At 49.4% G+C, this 15,298-nt stretch carries 14 protein-coding genes; 8 read left to right on the forward strand and 6 right to left on the reverse strand.

The annotated features are described in order from the left end of the window. Window positions 1–270: 270 nt before the first annotated feature. From CRP01_RS12405 to CRP01_RS12415, 3 genes are all read left to right on the forward strand, one after another. On the forward strand, window positions 271–792 hold the full coding sequence (locus CRP01_RS12405; RefSeq protein WP_099150354.1) for a CAP domain-containing protein: 522 nt from the start codon (window positions 271–273) through the stop codon (window positions 790–792). Between the two features lie 141 nt (window positions 793–933). After that, the gene (locus tag CRP01_RS12410; RefSeq protein ID WP_170110343.1) at window positions 934–2,979 is read left to right on the forward strand and encodes an HD family phosphohydrolase; all 2,046 of its coding nucleotides are present in this window, start codon (window positions 934–936) and stop codon (window positions 2,977–2,979) included. 1 nt (window position 2,980) lies between these two features. Further along, complete coding sequence (locus CRP01_RS12415) at window positions 2,981–4,120, forward strand: DUF819 family protein (RefSeq protein WP_099150356.1); 1,140 nt, start codon at window positions 2,981–2,983, stop codon at window positions 4,118–4,120. A 15-nt stretch (window positions 4,121–4,135) separates the two neighbouring features. Here CRP01_RS12415 and CRP01_RS12420 read toward each other — a convergent pair whose 3' ends face one another. Continuing rightward, on the reverse strand, window positions 4,136–4,822 hold the full coding sequence (locus CRP01_RS12420; protein ID WP_099150357.1) for a cell division ATP-binding protein FtsE: 687 nt from the start codon (window positions 4,820–4,822) through the stop codon (window positions 4,136–4,138). A 133-nt stretch (window positions 4,823–4,955) separates the two neighbouring features. Between CRP01_RS12420 and CRP01_RS12425 the strand changes: the two genes are divergently transcribed. The 4 genes from CRP01_RS12425 to CRP01_RS12440 all read left to right on the forward strand — a co-directional run bounded on the left by CRP01_RS12425 (window position 4,956) and on the right by CRP01_RS12440 (window position 9,504). Beyond that, the gene (locus CRP01_RS12425) at window positions 4,956–5,354 is read left to right on the forward strand and encodes a cytochrome c maturation protein CcmE domain-containing protein (protein ID WP_099150358.1); all 399 of its coding nucleotides are present in this window, start codon (window positions 4,956–4,958) and stop codon (window positions 5,352–5,354) included. A 155-nt stretch (window positions 5,355–5,509) separates the two neighbouring features. Further along, window positions 5,510–8,389 carry a cytochrome c biogenesis protein CcsA gene (ccsA, locus tag CRP01_RS12430; RefSeq protein WP_099150359.1) on the forward strand — a complete coding sequence of 960 codons (2,880 nt, stop codon included), beginning with the start codon at window positions 5,510–5,512 and terminating at the stop codon, window positions 8,387–8,389. Continuing rightward, the gene (locus CRP01_RS12435) at window positions 8,379–9,173 is read left to right on the forward strand and encodes a Rossmann-like and DUF2520 domain-containing protein (RefSeq protein WP_099150360.1); all 795 of its coding nucleotides are present in this window, start codon (window positions 8,379–8,381) and stop codon (window positions 9,171–9,173) included. The genes ccsA and CRP01_RS12435 overlap by 11 nt, the downstream gene beginning before the upstream one ends. A 49-nt stretch (window positions 9,174–9,222) precedes the next feature. Continuing rightward, window positions 9,223–9,504 carry a hypothetical protein gene (locus tag CRP01_RS12440; RefSeq protein WP_099150361.1) on the forward strand — a complete coding sequence of 94 codons (282 nt, stop codon included), beginning with the start codon at window positions 9,223–9,225 and terminating at the stop codon, window positions 9,502–9,504. Here the strand turns inward: CRP01_RS12440 and CRP01_RS12445 are convergent. The 3 genes from CRP01_RS12445 to CRP01_RS12455 form a co-directional block, all read right to left on the reverse strand. Further along, the gene (locus CRP01_RS12445; protein WP_099150362.1) at window positions 9,497–10,201 is read right to left on the reverse strand and encodes a coiled-coil domain-containing protein; all 705 of its coding nucleotides are present in this window, start codon (window positions 10,199–10,201) and stop codon (window positions 9,497–9,499) included. The two genes, CRP01_RS12440 and CRP01_RS12445, sit on opposite strands and share 8 nt — an antisense overlap. A gap of 52 nt (window positions 10,202–10,253) precedes the next feature. After that, entirely contained in the window at window positions 10,254–13,085 is a 2,832-nt protein-coding gene (locus tag CRP01_RS43305; RefSeq protein WP_170110344.1) for a sigma 54-interacting transcriptional regulator, read from the reverse strand. Between the two features lie 161 nt (window positions 13,086–13,246). After that, the gene (locus tag CRP01_RS12455; RefSeq protein WP_099150364.1) at window positions 13,247–13,834 is read right to left on the reverse strand and encodes a hypothetical protein; all 588 of its coding nucleotides are present in this window, start codon (window positions 13,832–13,834) and stop codon (window positions 13,247–13,249) included. A 74-nt stretch (window positions 13,835–13,908) separates the two neighbouring features. On the opposite strand from CRP01_RS12455, the gene CRP01_RS12460 reads away from it, so the two are divergent. Further along, the gene (locus CRP01_RS12460) at window positions 13,909–14,130 is read left to right on the forward strand and encodes a hypothetical protein (RefSeq protein ID WP_099150365.1); all 222 of its coding nucleotides are present in this window, start codon (window positions 13,909–13,911) and stop codon (window positions 14,128–14,130) included. Between the two features lie 221 nt (window positions 14,131–14,351). On the opposite strand, the gene CRP01_RS12465 is transcribed toward CRP01_RS12460, so the two are convergent. Then, entirely contained in the window at window positions 14,352–14,834 is a 483-nt protein-coding gene (locus CRP01_RS12465; protein WP_143473366.1) for a hypothetical protein, read from the reverse strand. Window positions 14,835–14,883: 49 nt separating this feature from the next. Next, the gene (locus tag CRP01_RS12470; RefSeq protein ID WP_099150367.1) at window positions 14,884–15,276 is read right to left on the reverse strand and encodes a phage holin family protein; all 393 of its coding nucleotides are present in this window, start codon (window positions 15,274–15,276) and stop codon (window positions 14,884–14,886) included. Window positions 15,277–15,298: the final 22 nt, after the last annotated feature.

A 15,298-nucleotide genomic window follows, 5' to 3' on the forward strand; every position in this document is an offset into this window, starting at 1 on the left:
TAAAAAATGATGCGTAAAAAGGGTAGGAAGATTAAGTCTTCATGGTTTTAGGTTTTCGGGAGTTCGAGAATTTACTTTCAATAGGTATACGCTAAAATATAAATTTTATTTCATTTAAACGGAAAAAACTTTCAAAATATATCGGATTCCTCCCCTTCCGAAAATAACATTATTCTAACGCGCCCTAACCATTCCTTAACCAATAACTCTCCGTTTGTAAACGCTATATAAGTGCAAACAAAAAACATTCACACCATATATTCAGATACTATGCGCATTAGAAGCTTAGCATTATTTTTACTGGGTTTTTCTTTTATGTTCACGAGTTGTGAACTGGAAGATTTTCTGCCGGCCGATCAGGAAACTGCGGCCGAAGCGGAAGCGACTCCGGAGGGCATGTCCCAAATGCTTTCCCTGGTGAACGAATTGCGTAGCGAAGGCTGCCGTTGCGGCTCCAAATATATGCCGCCGGTAGCTCCGCTTAGCTGGGATGCCGATCTCGAACGGGCCGCGCTCCGTCACGCTTACGATATGAAAAGTAATGATTTCTTTGACCACACCGGCAGCGACGGTACGGATGTATCCGACCGGGTATCGGATGCCGGATATTCCTGGCAGGCCGTCGGTGAAAACATCGCCTGGGGTTACCGGGATATTCAATCGGTCTTCGCGGGCTGGCGGGACAGTCCCGGCCACTGCCGGAACATGATGAACGGCAATTTCCGCCAGATGGGCAGCGCCCGGGTCGGGAATTACTGGGTCCAGGCCTTCGCCCGCCCGCGGTCCAGTTGATGCGGCAATATGGAGATGCTGCCATACCGGATACTGTGAATTCTCATTAAAGTATCGTAGTATTGTAGCATCTAACTATTATCGTATCGATTCCGGATGGCAAAAGAACGGCAGAAAGCCTGGAAATACTGGTCAATTTTCATGAAGGGTGTCCTCCTTTTCGGAGTGGGTACCCTTATCGTTTTACTATTTCCCAACAATGTCAAGTTCAAGTACCAGTTCGAGCGGGGACAGCCCTGGCGCTACGAAGAACTGGTGGCGCCTTTCGACTTCCCCATTAAAAAAGCCGAGGAAGAGCTGGTAGCCGAACGGGACGAGCTTCTCCAGAATTTCTCGCCTTATTACGAACTGGATTACGGTATCGGAAAAACGGCCGTTCAGCAATTCAAAACGGAATTTCAGCAGCAGCTGCAACAATCGGAAACCCAGGAGCAGTTCCAGGATGTGACCCGTCGCCCGGATGCCTACCGGGAATTTGGCACCACACTGCTGAACAAACTTTTTAACGAAGGCATCGTCAAGATCCGGGAGGAAGATGAAGAGCGGGAGAAAGAGTTTGTCATTCAGATCGTAAAGGGAGGATTTACCGAGCGACAAACTCTGGAGCAGGTCATCCGGCCCGAAGATGCCCGGGATTTTCTGGGAGATACCCTCCCCTACAGCCAGTTATCCGAACCGGAATTTCTGTTTCCCATTCTGGAAAATACCATTCGACCGAATGTTTACTACAGCGATACGCTGACCCAGCGCTTCAAAGAAGATCTGCTGGCCGGCGTAGTTACTTCCCGCGGCCGCGTCAGTAAAGGAGAGCTGATCATCCCCAAAGGCGGGGTGGTTACCGATGAGATTTACCAAAAACTGCTTTCCTTCCGGGAACAATACGAAAAAGAGATCACCGAAAAGCAGTCCTCCCGCGGCGTGCTGATCGGTTACATTATTTTGACCTTTCTGCTGCTGAGCATTTTCGTGACCTATCTGCAAAACTTCGCACCGGAAGTGTTCAATAAGAACAAGCAACTGGTCTTCGTTGCTCTGTGGCTGGTCGCCTTTAGTTACCTGACCTTCCTGGTGGAAAAAAGCGGCGTACTGAGTCCTTATCTGATCCCATTCGGCATTGTGCCGATTGTGATCAAAGCCTTCTATACCGATCGGCTGGCGTTGTTTGTGCATCTGATCATCGTGCTCTTCGCCAGTTTCATCACATCCCAGGGGTACGAATTTACCTTCATTCAAATTTTGGTGGGGATCATTGTAGTATTGAGTAATATCGACACCCGCAACTGGTCGCGTTTCTTTTATTCCATGCTGTTCATTTTCCTGACGTATGCCCTTTCCTACGTCGGCCTGGAACTGATCCGGGACGGAAGCCTCCGGGACCTTAACCTTACTTTCTTCGCCTGGACCGGCCTGAACGTATTGTTGACTTTGCTGGCCTACCCGCTGATCCCGCTTTTCGAGCGCTTTTTCAGTTTCATTTCTCCGATCACCCTGATCGAGCTGTCCGATCTCAACCGGCCGCTTTTGCAAAAACTGGCAACCAAGGCCCCCGGTACCCTGCAACATTCTCTACAGGTAGCCAACCTGTCGGAAGCTGCCGCCCGGGAGATCGGAGCGGATCACCTGCTGGTTAAGGTGGCCGCGCTTTACCACGACATCGGTAAAACCCTTAAACCGGAATACTTCATTGAAAACCAATCGGGGCAGAACCCCCACGAAGATATTGACGATCTGACGAGTGCCAAAACCATCATTGAGCACGTTACCGAAGGTGTGAAGATCGCCCAGAAGGCGAAGTTGCCGGACATTCTGATCAATTTCATCAAGACCCACCACGGTACGACCAAGGTGGAATATTTCTACCGGAAACATCTGAAAGAACATCCGGATAGTACGGTAGACGAATCGGAATTCCGCTATCCGGGGCCCCTGCCGCGCACCAAGGAAGAAACCATCATGATGCTGGCCGATTCCATAGAAGCCGCCTGTAAAAGCCTGAAAGACCCGACAGAGAAGGAACTGATGGCTTTTATCGATAAGATCATCCAGCACAAGGCCACCCAGGGTCAACTGGATGATTCCGCTATGACCTTTAAGGAACTGGAGGCCTGCACCAAGGTTTTCAAAAAGATCATGCGCTCGGTCCACCATCTGCGCATCGAATATCCGGAAGAAGAAAAGCAGCAATAAGATGTTCTGGATTGTTCTCCAGGTAATGGTGATGCTGGGTTTTCCTTACCTCAGTTATCAATTGCAAAAATGGCCCGGCTGGCCGGAATGGCTGAGCCCAGTGGTGCTTTGCTACGCTATCGGAATCGCTATCAGCAATCTGAGCATTCTGCCCGTTCATACCGGGATCGCCGTGCAAACTTCGGAAGTCAGTATTCTACTGGCCCTGCCGCTTTTCCTTTTCTCCACTAATTTTAAAGCGGTGCGCCGACAGGCCAAAACCGTCCTGCTTTCCTTTATGCTCTGCGTGCTGAGCGGTATTTTACTCAATACGATAGCCTCCTTTTACTTCCGGTCCGAGATCCCGGAAAGCTGGAATATCGCCGGGATGCTTACCGGCATCTATACCGGTGGGACGCCGAATATGCAGGCCATCGGGCTGGCGCTGGGTGTGGATCAGAACACCATCATTCTCGTCAATGCGGCCGATGTGATCCTCGGTAGTGTGTTCCTGCTTTTTCTGATCACCGCTGGGGTACGGCTGACCGGCAAATGGTTGCGCCCTTATCCCCGGGAAAAGGAGGATGAGGCCGAGATCGTGGCCGATGACCTTCTGCGCAATCCGGTTTCGCCATTCGTTAAAGTAATGGGTGTACTGCTCTCCGTACTGGTGGTTGCCCTCTCGCTGGGGATCGTCTGGCTGATCAGCGGGCAACTGGATCAGGTAGCGCTGATCATTCTCGGTGTGACCAGCATCAGTCTGCTGTTTTCCTTTTCGGCGCAGGTCCGGCAGTTACCCGGCACTTACGCTTCCGGGGAATATTTGTTGCTCATTTTCTGTGTGGCGCTCGGATTACTGGCCGATTTCCGGGCCATCATGGACGGTGGACTGGAATTATTAAAGTTTTCTGCATTCACCTTGTTCGGTACGGCCCTGCTCCATGCTTTATCGGCTCGTTTTTTCCGCATTGACCGGGATACCTTTCTGTTCACACTCACTACAGCGCTCTACGGCCCGGCCTTCATCGGACAGATCGCAGCCGTGACGGGTAACCGCAGTCTGATCTTTGCGGGCATCAGCATGGGACTGCTCGGTTATGCCATCGGTAATTACCTCGGCATCAGTATGGCTTATCTTTTGGAATGGTGGATGGTTGGCTAGTGTTTTGGGAACCGACTACACCTCGATATCTTCTTCCGTGATGATCCGGCCGTTCAGGCAGCGAATGATCCGGGCGGGAAAATTCTCAATGATCCGGTAGTCGTGGGTAGCGAACAGGACGGCAGTATTATGCTTTTGGGCCAGTTGCCGGAGTAGCAGCAGAATATCATCGGAGGTTTCCGGGTCGAGGTTTCCGGTAGGCTCATCCGCCAGAATGATCTGCGGTTCGTTGAGCAGCGCCCGGGCGATCACTACGCGTTGCTGTTCCCCGCCGGAAAGTTTGTGCGGCATGGTGCGGTATTTTTCCTGCAGGCCTACCTGTTGCAACACCTCCCGGATCCGCTCTTTGATCTTACTTTCTTCTTTCCATCCCGTGGCTTCCAATACGAAGCGCAGGTTCTCCTGGACCGAACGGTCCGGTAAAAGATTGAAATCCTGGAAAACAATTCCCAGTTCCCGGCGTAATAATGGAATGGTCTTACGGTCTAAGCTACCGAGATCATACCCGGCGACTATACCCTTGCCTACTTTCAGGGGCAGGGCGCCGTACAGGGTTTTGAGCAGACTGGATTTGCCGCTGCCGGTCTTTCCGATAAGATAGGTAAATTCACCCCGGGAGATCTTGAGGTTCACCGCGTTTAACACCTGGTGCTTTTGCTGAAATATGCCTGCCTCGTTTAGCTGTACGATCAAATTACTCATTACCCAACAACATTTTACCGTTTTTTGACTATTGTCAAAGCCGCTCGACCGCTAAAGTAATTGTATTTTTGCAGCGTTTGCAACAATTTAGGCGTCTATTGTAGAGAAAGACCACTTAAAATAAAATAACATTATGAAAAAAGTCCATTTCATCGGTATCGCAATGATCGGTATTGCCATCTTCCTGCTCAGCCAGGTTGCGGGCGATATGAGTACCTACGCTACTTTCCACGATGCCGATCAGGCCGGAGAGAAAGTTAAGATCGCCGGGCAACTGGCCAAGGATAAGGAGATCGTCTACAATCCTGAAAAAGATCCCAACTATACCAGCTTCTACATGCGGGACTCCGAAGGAGAAGAGCGCAAGATCGTTCTGCTGGCGGCTAAACCGCAGGATTTCGAACTATCCGAACAACTCGTTCTGACCGGATCTATGGACGGCGATACTTTCGTCGCTACCGATATGCTGACCAAGTGCCCTTCCAAATATAAGGATGAGGAGATTTATATTAAGAGTGAGAAGAAGGGTTAGGGAGGTGCGAGGTGCGAGATGTCAGGTGCGAGGTGTCAGGTGTGAGGGGTCAGGTTGGTCTATCTACCTGAAACAAACATCAACACATTAACACTTCAGCACCTTAACACATAAATTGAGATTGGAATTGAGCCCAATTTGACAAAAAACAATAAATGGATACCATCCAATATGTAGGAGAGCATTTGTGGCCGGGAAGACTCGGGCATTTTGCCATTATTCTGAGTTTTGTAGCCGCTTTGCTGGCATCGCTGGCATATTTTTACGGCACCCAGCGTCGGGGCCTTCCGGAAGCGTCGCGCTGGAAAAATATTGGCCGGGCTGCTTTCGGCGTACACGGGATCAGTGTATTCGCCATCATCGGTCTGATCTTTTACGTAATGATCAACCGGTACTACGAATACCAGTACGCCCAGAGCCACGTTTCCGACGATCTTCCCTTTCGCTATATCTTTTCGGCTTTTTGGGAAGGCCAGGAAGGCAGTTTTCTGCTGTGGATGTTCTGGCATGTCGTATTGGGAGTCGTTTTGATCCTGACCTCCCGCAAGTGGGAGTCTCCGGTGCTATCGGTGCTATCGCTGGTTCAGGTATTCCTGATGTCCATGATCCTGGGGGTATACGTTGGCTTTGGAGATGAGGCCGCCCGGATCGGTAGCAACCCGATGATGTTGCTGCGGGATGTGATGGACGCCCCCATTTTTGCCAGTGCGGATTATACGGAACTGATCAGTGGTACGGGTCTGAACCCCTTGCTACAGAACTACTGGATGACCATCCACCCTCCTACCCTTTTCCTGGGGTTTGCCTCTACGGTGGTTCCTTTTTGCTTTGCCATAGCCGGACTTTGGACCAAAGACCACCGCGCCTGGTTAAAACCGGCAATGCACTGGTCGCTGTTCAGCGCCGCCATTTTGGGACTGGGTATCCTGATGGGAGCCGCCTGGGCTTACGAAGCCCTTACTTTCGGCGGTTACTGGGCCTGGGACCCCGTGGAAAACATGTCATTGGTACCCTGGCTGGTCATGGTTGCCGGTATCCACACCAATCTCATTGCCCGGTCTACGGGTTATTCTATTCGCAGTACTTATGCCTTTTACCTATTGTCCTTTGTACTGGTGCTCTATTCTTCCTTTATGACCCGTAGTGGCGTACTGGGAGAGACTTCCGCCCATGCATTTACGGAAATGGGACTGGAATGGCAACTCGTTGCACTCAATGTGGCATTCCTCGGCCTGGGAGCCGTGCTGCTGGCCATGCGCTACAAGAGTATCCCATCTCCGAAAAAAGAAGAAAGTACACCCTCCAAAGAGTTTTGGATCTTTATCGGTACGCTGGTACTGCTGTTCTCCGCTTTGCTGATCACCGGATCTACTTCGCTGCCGGTTTTCAATAAGATCTACCGCTTTTTCGATCCGTCGTTCAAAGGCTTTACGGTAACCGATCAACTGGAGCACCACAACAAATACCAATTGTGGATCGGGGTGTTCATCGGTATTCTTTCCGGTTTGGCGCAATACCTGCGATTTAAGGAATTCAACTGGGCTAAATACAAGAATAAGTACTGGAAACATCTGGGCATCGGCCTGGCCGCAGCGGTGGGAATTACCGCGCTGACCGCGCTTTGGGTTGAAGCCCGCGCCTGGCAGTATCTCCTGCTACTCTTTGCCGGCGTTTTTGCAGTAGTAACGAATGTAGACTACATCATTACCTTTCTGAAAGGCAATTTAAAGGCCGCAGGATCGGCCTTTTCCCACATCGGTTTCGGATTGCTGATCGTAGGGGTGCTGGCATCCGGATTGAACAAACAGTACATTTCGTCCAATCCCTACGTGATGACCGGCCTGATCGAAGGTGCCGAACAGGATGCCCACAAGCGCAATATCATCCTCTTCAAGGATATCCCGATGAGTATGTCCGGCTATAAGGTGGAATATACCAAGGATACCATCGACGGTTTTACCCGTACCTATACGGTAAACTTCCAGAAAATGGATGAATCCGGTGCCGTGAAAGAAAGCTTTCAGGTGCAGCCCAATGTATTGTACAATAATGAATTCACCAAGATAGCGGCGGTGAACCCCAGTACCCGTCGCTATTGGAACAAAGATATTTTCACCCACATCACGAGTCTGCCCGAATCCGAAATGGATGTAGAGGCGAGAAAAGCGATTGAAGACAACCTGAAGTACCAATCGGCAGATCTCACGCCCGGGCAGGTATACCAGTTCCAGGATACCGTAGCGGTGGAGGATCAGGATACTTTCAGCATTCGCTATTTCAACCTGTTGGTGGACGGGATTGACCGGAATCCAAGTCACCCGGATTATCATCCGGAGGAAGGAGATATGGCCATCGGTGCCCGGCTGCAGATCCAGCAACGCGGCGACGATACGGTATATACGGCTCTGCCCGTGATCGTACTGCGGGATCAGCTGCTCTATACGTATCCGGTGCAGATCAATGATCTGAGTACCAAGGTTAGATTAAGTGAATCCATCCTGGATGACCTCCTGATCCCCGAAGAATCTCTGGATTACCAGGAGTTTACCCTCAAACAGGGAGAAGTGGCTCAATTCGGAGATTACCGGATCACTTTTGCTCAGTTTAACCGGCAACCTTCCCATCCGAACTACGAACCGCAGTCGGAAGATATTGCGGTCGGCGCCACCGTACAGATACAGGATGCGGCCGGCAGTAATTATATCGCCCAGCCGATCTATCTGATCCGGGGCAACCGGCCGTTCAATGTCAAAGATCAGATCCCCGAAATTGGGTTCCACGTTCGTTTTGCATCTATCGATCCGGGAACCGAATCCATCAGTCTTTTGGTCGCCCAGAACCAGAATGCTACCAATACCGTGCCCGTGGAAATGGCTACTAATTCCGTACGTTCGGATTTCCTCGTACTGCAGGCCATTGAATTTCCAGGTATCAATCTCGTATGGTTTGGAAGTTTGCTGATGCTGGCGGGGATGGGCGTCAGTCTGTGGAATCGCAGAAAGGAATCCCGCAATACAGAGCCGGATGCTGCTTAAACAGGTCGTGCTCATCGGGGCCGGAAACGTTGCCTGGCGACTGGGATTGCGACTGCATGAACAAGGCATAAAAATAGCGCTGGTCTTTAGTCGTCGTATAGCAAACGCCCAGGCACTGGCCGGGGAGCTAAACTGCCCGGCCACTGACAGCCTGGATAAAATACCGGCACTGGATAACTGCCTTTATCTGCTGGCGATCAGCGATGATCATATTGCCACCGTAGCTGCCGGCTTAGGCCACCTGAACGGGCCCGGCCGGGTGCTGGCCCACACTTCGGGTGCGGTGAGTAGTCGGGTCATTGCCGGCGACTTCGATCAGACCGGTGTGTTTTATCCTTTGCAAACCCTGTCCCGGGATCGTCCGGTGAATTTTGAGCAGCTTCCGGTCTGCGTCTACTCTGCGGACCCAAAAGTGCAGGACGGCTTGCTCCAGCTAGCCTCCCGGATCACGCAACAGGCCCGGGTCATCGATGACGAGCAGAGGAAAAAACTGCACGTAGCCGCGGTATTCGTCAACAATTTCAGTAATCATTTATTCAGTGTCGGACAACAGATCGTCGAAGCGGAAGGACTGTCCTTCGACCTGCTTCGGCCGCTGATCGCCGAAACGGCCGCCAAGGTCATGGAGCAGGATCCGAAAGACATGCAGACCGGCCCGGCCCGGCGGGGAGATCAGCAGACCATTTTGGCCCACCTGCAGTATCTGCAAAAGTTTCCGGAATTACAGAACCTCTACCGGGTAATCAGTCATTCGCTGCAGCAGATGTACCATCTGAAGCCATAGGCCTAATTATGGGATCTAAAAACACTGAAACAGGACAAAAAGAAGATTTATGCGCATTATTGGCTATATCGAGCATCCGGAGCTGAAGATCACGATCTTTAAAATGGATACCCGGATATCGGTAAAATTTGAGAAGGGATATCTGGAACAGACTTTTAAGTTCAGGCAGGCGAACGGACTGGAGGGGGCAAAAGAAATACGTCAGCTGGTCGATGCTAAGTTTTTGGGCCAGGTTGAAGATCAATTTAGTCAGATGGAAGCGCTGCACGAAGCCGCGATAACCACCCATTTCCCACCGGAACCAGCTGACGAGTTTGATGATATTATCTAAGTCTCTGGTTGATTAGACGGCGATCGATCTGTTGCAGCTTATCGCGCCGGGCGTCCAGAATACTGGTCATATTTCGGATCTGTTCTTCTACGGTAGTGAGTTCACGATTCTTTTCGCGATTCTCTTTTTCGAGTTTAGTGATCTTATCCAGGTTATCGGAAATATCGTCGGACAGGTTCTTCCGACGGTCAATCAGATCTTCGAGTTCTTCTTCCGTTTCCTTAACCAAATTTTGGTAATGGTTAGGCAGGTAACTTCCGATGAACGCTTCTACGGTATTCTGTAAGCGCTGGAACTCTACGGGGTAATCATTTGCATTCAGGTAAATATCATGACCGAGTGATGCGAAGACGCACATTTCGGTCAGGTTTCCCTGTTCGACAACCCGGGTGTAGAGATTGATCCCCTTATCCGTAATCTCGGGAAAATTCACGCCTTCGGCTTTCAGCATATCTTTATTGGAAAGGAAGCCGATGCCTTTGAGGTCGATATCATAATTATCGTCCAGGTAATCGTGCCAGGCCTTTTTCACTTCCTTGGGAAGCGGGTCCATCTGTACCCGGATACAGGCCCGTGGCTCATCATTATGCATGAGCGTCCCCTCTTCGATCAGTAAGGTCTGGGCGGATAATTGGAAAGTGCTGAATACGATCAGGCAGATCGTAGTAAGTAGTAGATTTTGAATACGATATGGCATTTTTCTATTTACTTTTTAACAAGTAAATCCTCTGCCATGTTCGTTTTTGCGCCTACAGGTAATCCTCTCTTTTAATTCCCAGTTTACGCATTTTGGACATCAGCGTCCGGTCGTTGAGCTCCAGTAAACGGGCGGCACCTTTAGGACCGGTGACCCGCATATTGCACTTCTTGAGCGCTTCGAGAATATGTTCTTTCTGCATTTCCTCGAAACTGAGAAATCCTTTTTTGTCTTTGCCTTTACGGTGGCTTTCGCGCACCAGGTCGAAACTCGCTTTCAGGTTCAGCATACCATCCTTAGCGAGGATCATGGCCCGTTCTACCATGTTCTCCAGCTCCCGGATATTGCCCGGGAAATCGTATTTTTCCAGCTCGGCAATATCCGCCTGGGATATCTTATCGATCTTTTTCCCCATACGCTTACCGTATTTCTGGGTAAAGTGCTTGATCAGCAAAGGAATGTCTTCCTTTCTTTCCCGCAGCGGAGGATTGGCAATCGGGAAAACATTAAGTCGGTAGAACAGGTCTTCTCTGAACGTCCCTTTCTCCACCATTTCCTCCAGATTCCGGTTGGTGGCGGCCACGATGCGTACGTCAACGGTAAGCGTGTTCGTTCCGCCAAGGCGTTCGAACTCTCCCTCCTGCAATACCCGGAGCAGTTTAGCCTGGAGATCCAGCGGCAGTTCTCCGATCTCATCCAGGAAGATCGTTCCTTTGTCGGCCAGTTCAAAACGGCCCTTCTTTTGCTGGACCGCACCGGTAAATGCCCCTTTCTCGTGACCGAAGAGTTCGCTTTCGATAAGGTTTTCCGGAAGCGCCGCGCAATTCACTTTTATGAAGGGTCGATCCTCCCGGTCACTCAGGGAATAAATAGCCCGGGCCAGCAGTTCCTTTCCCGTACCGGTTTCTCCCTGGATCAGTACCGTGGCATTCGAATCAGCCACCTGAGCGATCTGCCCGAGTACATTCCGGTAATTTTTATTCTTGGTGATAATGTTATTGAAGTTGTAATTGGAATAGATCTCTTCCCGCAGCAGGACATTCTCATCCTTTAGCTTCAGGGACAATTCTTCGATCTTCCGCTTACGTTCAACTAGTTGCTGTTGGTTCTTTTTGCGTTCCTGAATATCGCGGACGATCATACAGGAATAGCGGTTCCCCTTAAAGTGCGCCGGGCTGATACTGATCTCCACGGGAATGGCTTTACCGCTCTTACTGCGGAATTCCGTCTCGAATTGCTCTGCACTTTCTTTAGCCAGTATCTTTTCCAGATTGATCCCGGGATAGATCTTGGTGATATCCTCTCCTTTCAATTCTCCTTTCCGATACCCCAGCTTGCTCCTGGCGGCTTCGTTCTTGTAGGCGATCTTCAGGTTTTCATCGATCCAGAAGATCATATCTCGGGCGGAATCGAGGGCATTCTGCGCGAGAAAGAGCTGTACATCCCGCTTTTTCTTTCGGCTCCAGTCCCGCATGTAGATGCAGATAAAGGCCTTGGTGCCGTACTGAATGTGATTGAAGGTGCAATAGATCGGCATGGGGCGATCATCTTTGGACCAGAGCTCCGCCTCCATTTCGAACTCTCGCAGTTCTTTGAGTCGCGCCCAGTTATCCACTTTTAATCCGCTCAGTTCATCATTTTCCAGGATGCTGAGGATGTTGAGCTGTGGAATATCCTCCTTGTCGTATTTCGTCTTTTTCCGAAAAGCTTCATTCGCATAGAAAACGGTGCCGTTGTATTGCACCCAGAGGATCATTTCGTGCGAATGTTCAATCGAGAACTGGGTGAGCTTTAACTGATCGTTTTCCTGTTCCTGGGCCGTAATGTCTTTGGAGAAAGCGCAATTGTACTCCACGCCCTCGTAGAGGAGATAATTATTCGAGGAAAGGACCGTAACAACCTCCCCGGACTTCGTGCGTAAGTTGAATTTTCCTTCAATATGTTTTTTAGCCCGTAATTTATCCCAGAAGATATCCCGGTTGCTGTTTTCCAAACCGGTAGTGATCTGGCTGGTCTTTAGTTCCAGCAGCTCCTTACGGGTGTATCCAAGGCGATCGCAGGTTGACTGATTAACGTAAGAGATGGTGCCGTCGTTTTTCACCCAAAAGACCAGATCACTGACGTGATCCAGGCTAAATTGAGAAAGGTAGCTTTCTTCTTCTGTATTGCTGTCCGCTTTGAAAGCCCGGCTGATGGTCCCGTACAGTTTGCTGGTAAAGTTATCCGTACGGAATGCCTTAGCGGAAATGTGCAGTCGTTCGAAACCATCATCAGCATGATTGAAGAGAACGATCGTTTCGAAACTTTCCCCCTCGCCAATGAGTTTACCCGCCAGTCCCTGTACTTTTTTAATGTCTTCAAAGGAGATGTGATCCGCAAAGGCTGCCTTCACTTCCTTAATGGGAAACGTATTTTGCTCGTAGGGCAGCCCCAGTAGATCTTTCAGCTCTCCGATCAGTAAAAGTTCCTGTCGGGTAAGGTCGAGTTCCCAGCTGCAGATATTCCCCGTCTCAGCGGTAGCGCGCAGCAGATGAAGGTACCGTTGGGAATCCAGCAGGAACTCAATATTGATCATGGCCCAGGTGCTCCCTCCGATTTCCTGATAGCGTGTAGTGGTTTTGACCGGTACCAAAGCACCTTCGGAGTGCATGTATTCAATATCTTCGACCAGCGATTCGCCGGACTGAATATTCTTCCAGAGTTTTTTCCAGCTGAGTAGAGTAAGGTGAGGATTAACGGTGAAGATGAGTGATTCTGACAAATCATCGGGCTGATAGCCAAGTTTCTGCAACAACGCATCGTTGGCCAGATGGATCTCACCGCTCTCATTTGCAAACAACACGCCATCCCTGAAGCCGTCGAAAGCGCCCTCAAGAACCTGCAATGCTGGATAAATTGCAAAAGAGATTGGCATCATGCCATCCACATTCAGTGATGATGAAAGATTCTTCAAATAAAATTATGATGTGGGACCCGGAACAAATCTAATTCTTTAGAATTAATTTTCCAACATTTCGCACAAGTACCACCGGTACGTATGGAGACTTAGATTAACTCGTCCATTTTAAGCTCATCAGAATCCTGTTCGTTCAGTAGAGTCGCGATCTCATCCGGACTCATATAGTACTTTTGAATCCGCTTCTTATAATGATCCGGAAGGGTAGATTGTTCAAGAATAAATGTTTTGGTGGCGAGCAGTGTATTTCCGAATCCGCGATCAATGGCGTAGATATCGGCCTGGCGTTCGGCACCGATCCGAAAGGTGGGCATGAGGAGGTATCCCAGGCCGAAACGGATCATCCCGAAAGCGCTGCGGTGCTGGTAATCGACGATGTGCCCCAGTTCGTGGGCAAACCAACCGACCAGGACCTCTTCGGGCAGATCGGGAATGGGTACGTGTTGTTCCAGTTCCGTGTGATTGCTGATATCGATCCGGTAGTGCCTTTTCTTACGGTTCCAGAAATCAAAATTGATCACCGGCTGGGCACGCATTGTTGTGTCGCTTACCGGCTTACGGCGGACAATGATGGGATGAGGGTCCAGTATCTTGTAGGGTGCATAGGCTTTTAAAAAAGCGTTTCGGACAAATTCCGACTTAATAGATTCAAATGTAATGTTGCTTGGGTGGGTCATATTATCTGTGTATAAAGAACAGTTCCCTTTTCGAACACGAGAAATTCAATTGGTGTTCTTAAGAAAAAAAAATCATGAAATCCAATCAACCCATATCGTCTGATACACTGCTCATTATGTTGTTAACGCTGATCTTTCCGATCATGCACCGGGCACAATCCTCCAGTGAAAGCGTATACAGTGACCAGGCTTTTGATCCGATACGGACAGAGGTGTGGTACGAAGATCCTTTTATTTGGGGAGCTGTTATTATTCTGGCGGGAATCGGCTTTTTCTGGCTGCGTCGCAGAAAGTAATGCAGCGCGAAACGCCCGATTAGATCTTAATGGTTCTGGAAGTGCTGAGCTGGTATTTATTATTGACCGGCTTGGTCTTATTCCGGGATACAAATTTATACATCACCTTAGCTCCCCGCTTACTCGATTTAGTGGGGAGCTTTTCTAATACCTTTTTGTATACTTTTCTTCTCTTTCGCATTTACGTTGCCGGACGCGTCCGGATATCATTGGGTGATGGATTATTTAGCTTTTTGCTGGCGGTAATTGTGGACAAAACTTTTCGGTGAGATCGGTTCTATCTCTTCCTTATCTTCCATTTCTTCTTCTGCCAGGTGTTCTTCGCTGGCGGCAGTTGCATTAGCTGATGGGTGTTCCGCAGCGGGATCTTCGGCTACGGTGTTTTCCTGATTGCTCTCCATGGCCTCTTCCGCTTTGTTTTGGGCCACAGCGGTCTGGTATATTTTAATGATGGATAGCAGGATACTGAAGTAACTCAGCCAGGTATTCTTTTCTACATTGTCCTTTACCTGTTCGGTTTCTTCTTTCTGATCTTTTCGGTCTTGTGCGGCTGTATCGTCCCGGTTTTTGTCAAAGAAAATGAATTTAATAGCCAGGGCCGCAACGGCACCAACTCCCAGCGGAAGTACTACCCGCTTAATAACATAACCGGTAGCATCATGACGCAGGGTACCAATGTGACTGGCGAACTCTCGTTTCGACAACTTTTTCTTGATCGCCAATTCCTTTTTGGCTATCCTTAAATCTTCCAAACTATGAATTCGTCTCATCTTCGTGTTGATCAAAAAATAAATGAATAACGGCTGTAACTATTTTGTCAGTAATCAGCGTTTTCCTAAAAAGATAAACAATAAAAAGCAGAGCTAAAAATATTCCGGAAACGATAAGAAAACCCAGGGCATTGGAGTTGAGGCGGGTGCCGATGTAGAATGCCAGGGCTATAGAAGCAAAAATGGCGACAAAGCCGCCAAGTGCAGTTAGTACCACACTGGTAATAACTGTTGAAGATGCTATGGAAATTTTTTCGGCTACCTCCAGTTTAACGGATTCTACTTCCTGGGAAATAAAGCCCTGGATATATCCAATGCTCTCCCCCACATCTTCCATTAAAACGTCGGTTTCCGTTTGTGGTTCCTGTCTATCCATTAGGTATTAGGTAAGATAATTG

This window comes from Flavilitoribacter nigricans DSM 23189 = NBRC 102662 (assembly GCF_002646595.1).
In the GTDB taxonomy this organism is placed as follows: domain Bacteria; phylum Bacteroidota; class Bacteroidia; order Chitinophagales; family Saprospiraceae; genus Flavilitoribacter; species Flavilitoribacter nigricans.

Bases quoted from the DNA above. Each gene is read 5' to 3' on its own strand.
- CRP01_RS12435 (WP_099150360.1), top strand. From the start codon at position 8,379: ATGCTGCTTAAACAGGTCGTGCTCATCGGGGCCGGAAACGTTGCCTGG.
- CRP01_RS12455 (WP_099150364.1), bottom strand. From the start codon at position 13,834: ATGACCCACCCAAGCAACATTACATTTGAATCTATTAAGTCGGAATTT.
- ccsA (WP_099150359.1), top strand. From the start codon at position 5,510: ATGGATACCATCCAATATGTAGGAGAGCATTTGTGGCCGGGAAGACTC.
- CRP01_RS12405 (WP_099150354.1), top strand. From the start codon at position 271: ATGCGCATTAGAAGCTTAGCATTATTTTTACTGGGTTTTTCTTTTATG.
- CRP01_RS12420 (WP_099150357.1), bottom strand. From the start codon at position 4,822: ATGAGTAATTTGATCGTACAGCTAAACGAGGCAGGCATATTTCAGCAA.
- CRP01_RS12460 (WP_099150365.1), top strand. From the start codon at position 13,909: ATGAAATCCAATCAACCCATATCGTCTGATACACTGCTCATTATGTTG.
- CRP01_RS12425 (WP_099150358.1), top strand. From the start codon at position 4,956: ATGAAAAAAGTCCATTTCATCGGTATCGCAATGATCGGTATTGCCATC.
- CRP01_RS12415 (WP_099150356.1), top strand. From the start codon at position 2,981: ATGTTCTGGATTGTTCTCCAGGTAATGGTGATGCTGGGTTTTCCTTAC.
- CRP01_RS12440 (WP_099150361.1), top strand. From the start codon at position 9,223: ATGCGCATTATTGGCTATATCGAGCATCCGGAGCTGAAGATCACGATC.
- CRP01_RS12445 (WP_099150362.1), bottom strand. From the start codon at position 10,201: ATGCCATATCGTATTCAAAATCTACTACTTACTACGATCTGCCTGATC.
- CRP01_RS12410 (WP_170110343.1), top strand. From the start codon at position 934: ATGAAGGGTGTCCTCCTTTTCGGAGTGGGTACCCTTATCGTTTTACTA.
- CRP01_RS12470 (WP_099150367.1), bottom strand. From the start codon at position 15,276: ATGGATAGACAGGAACCACAAACGGAAACCGACGTTTTAATGGAAGAT.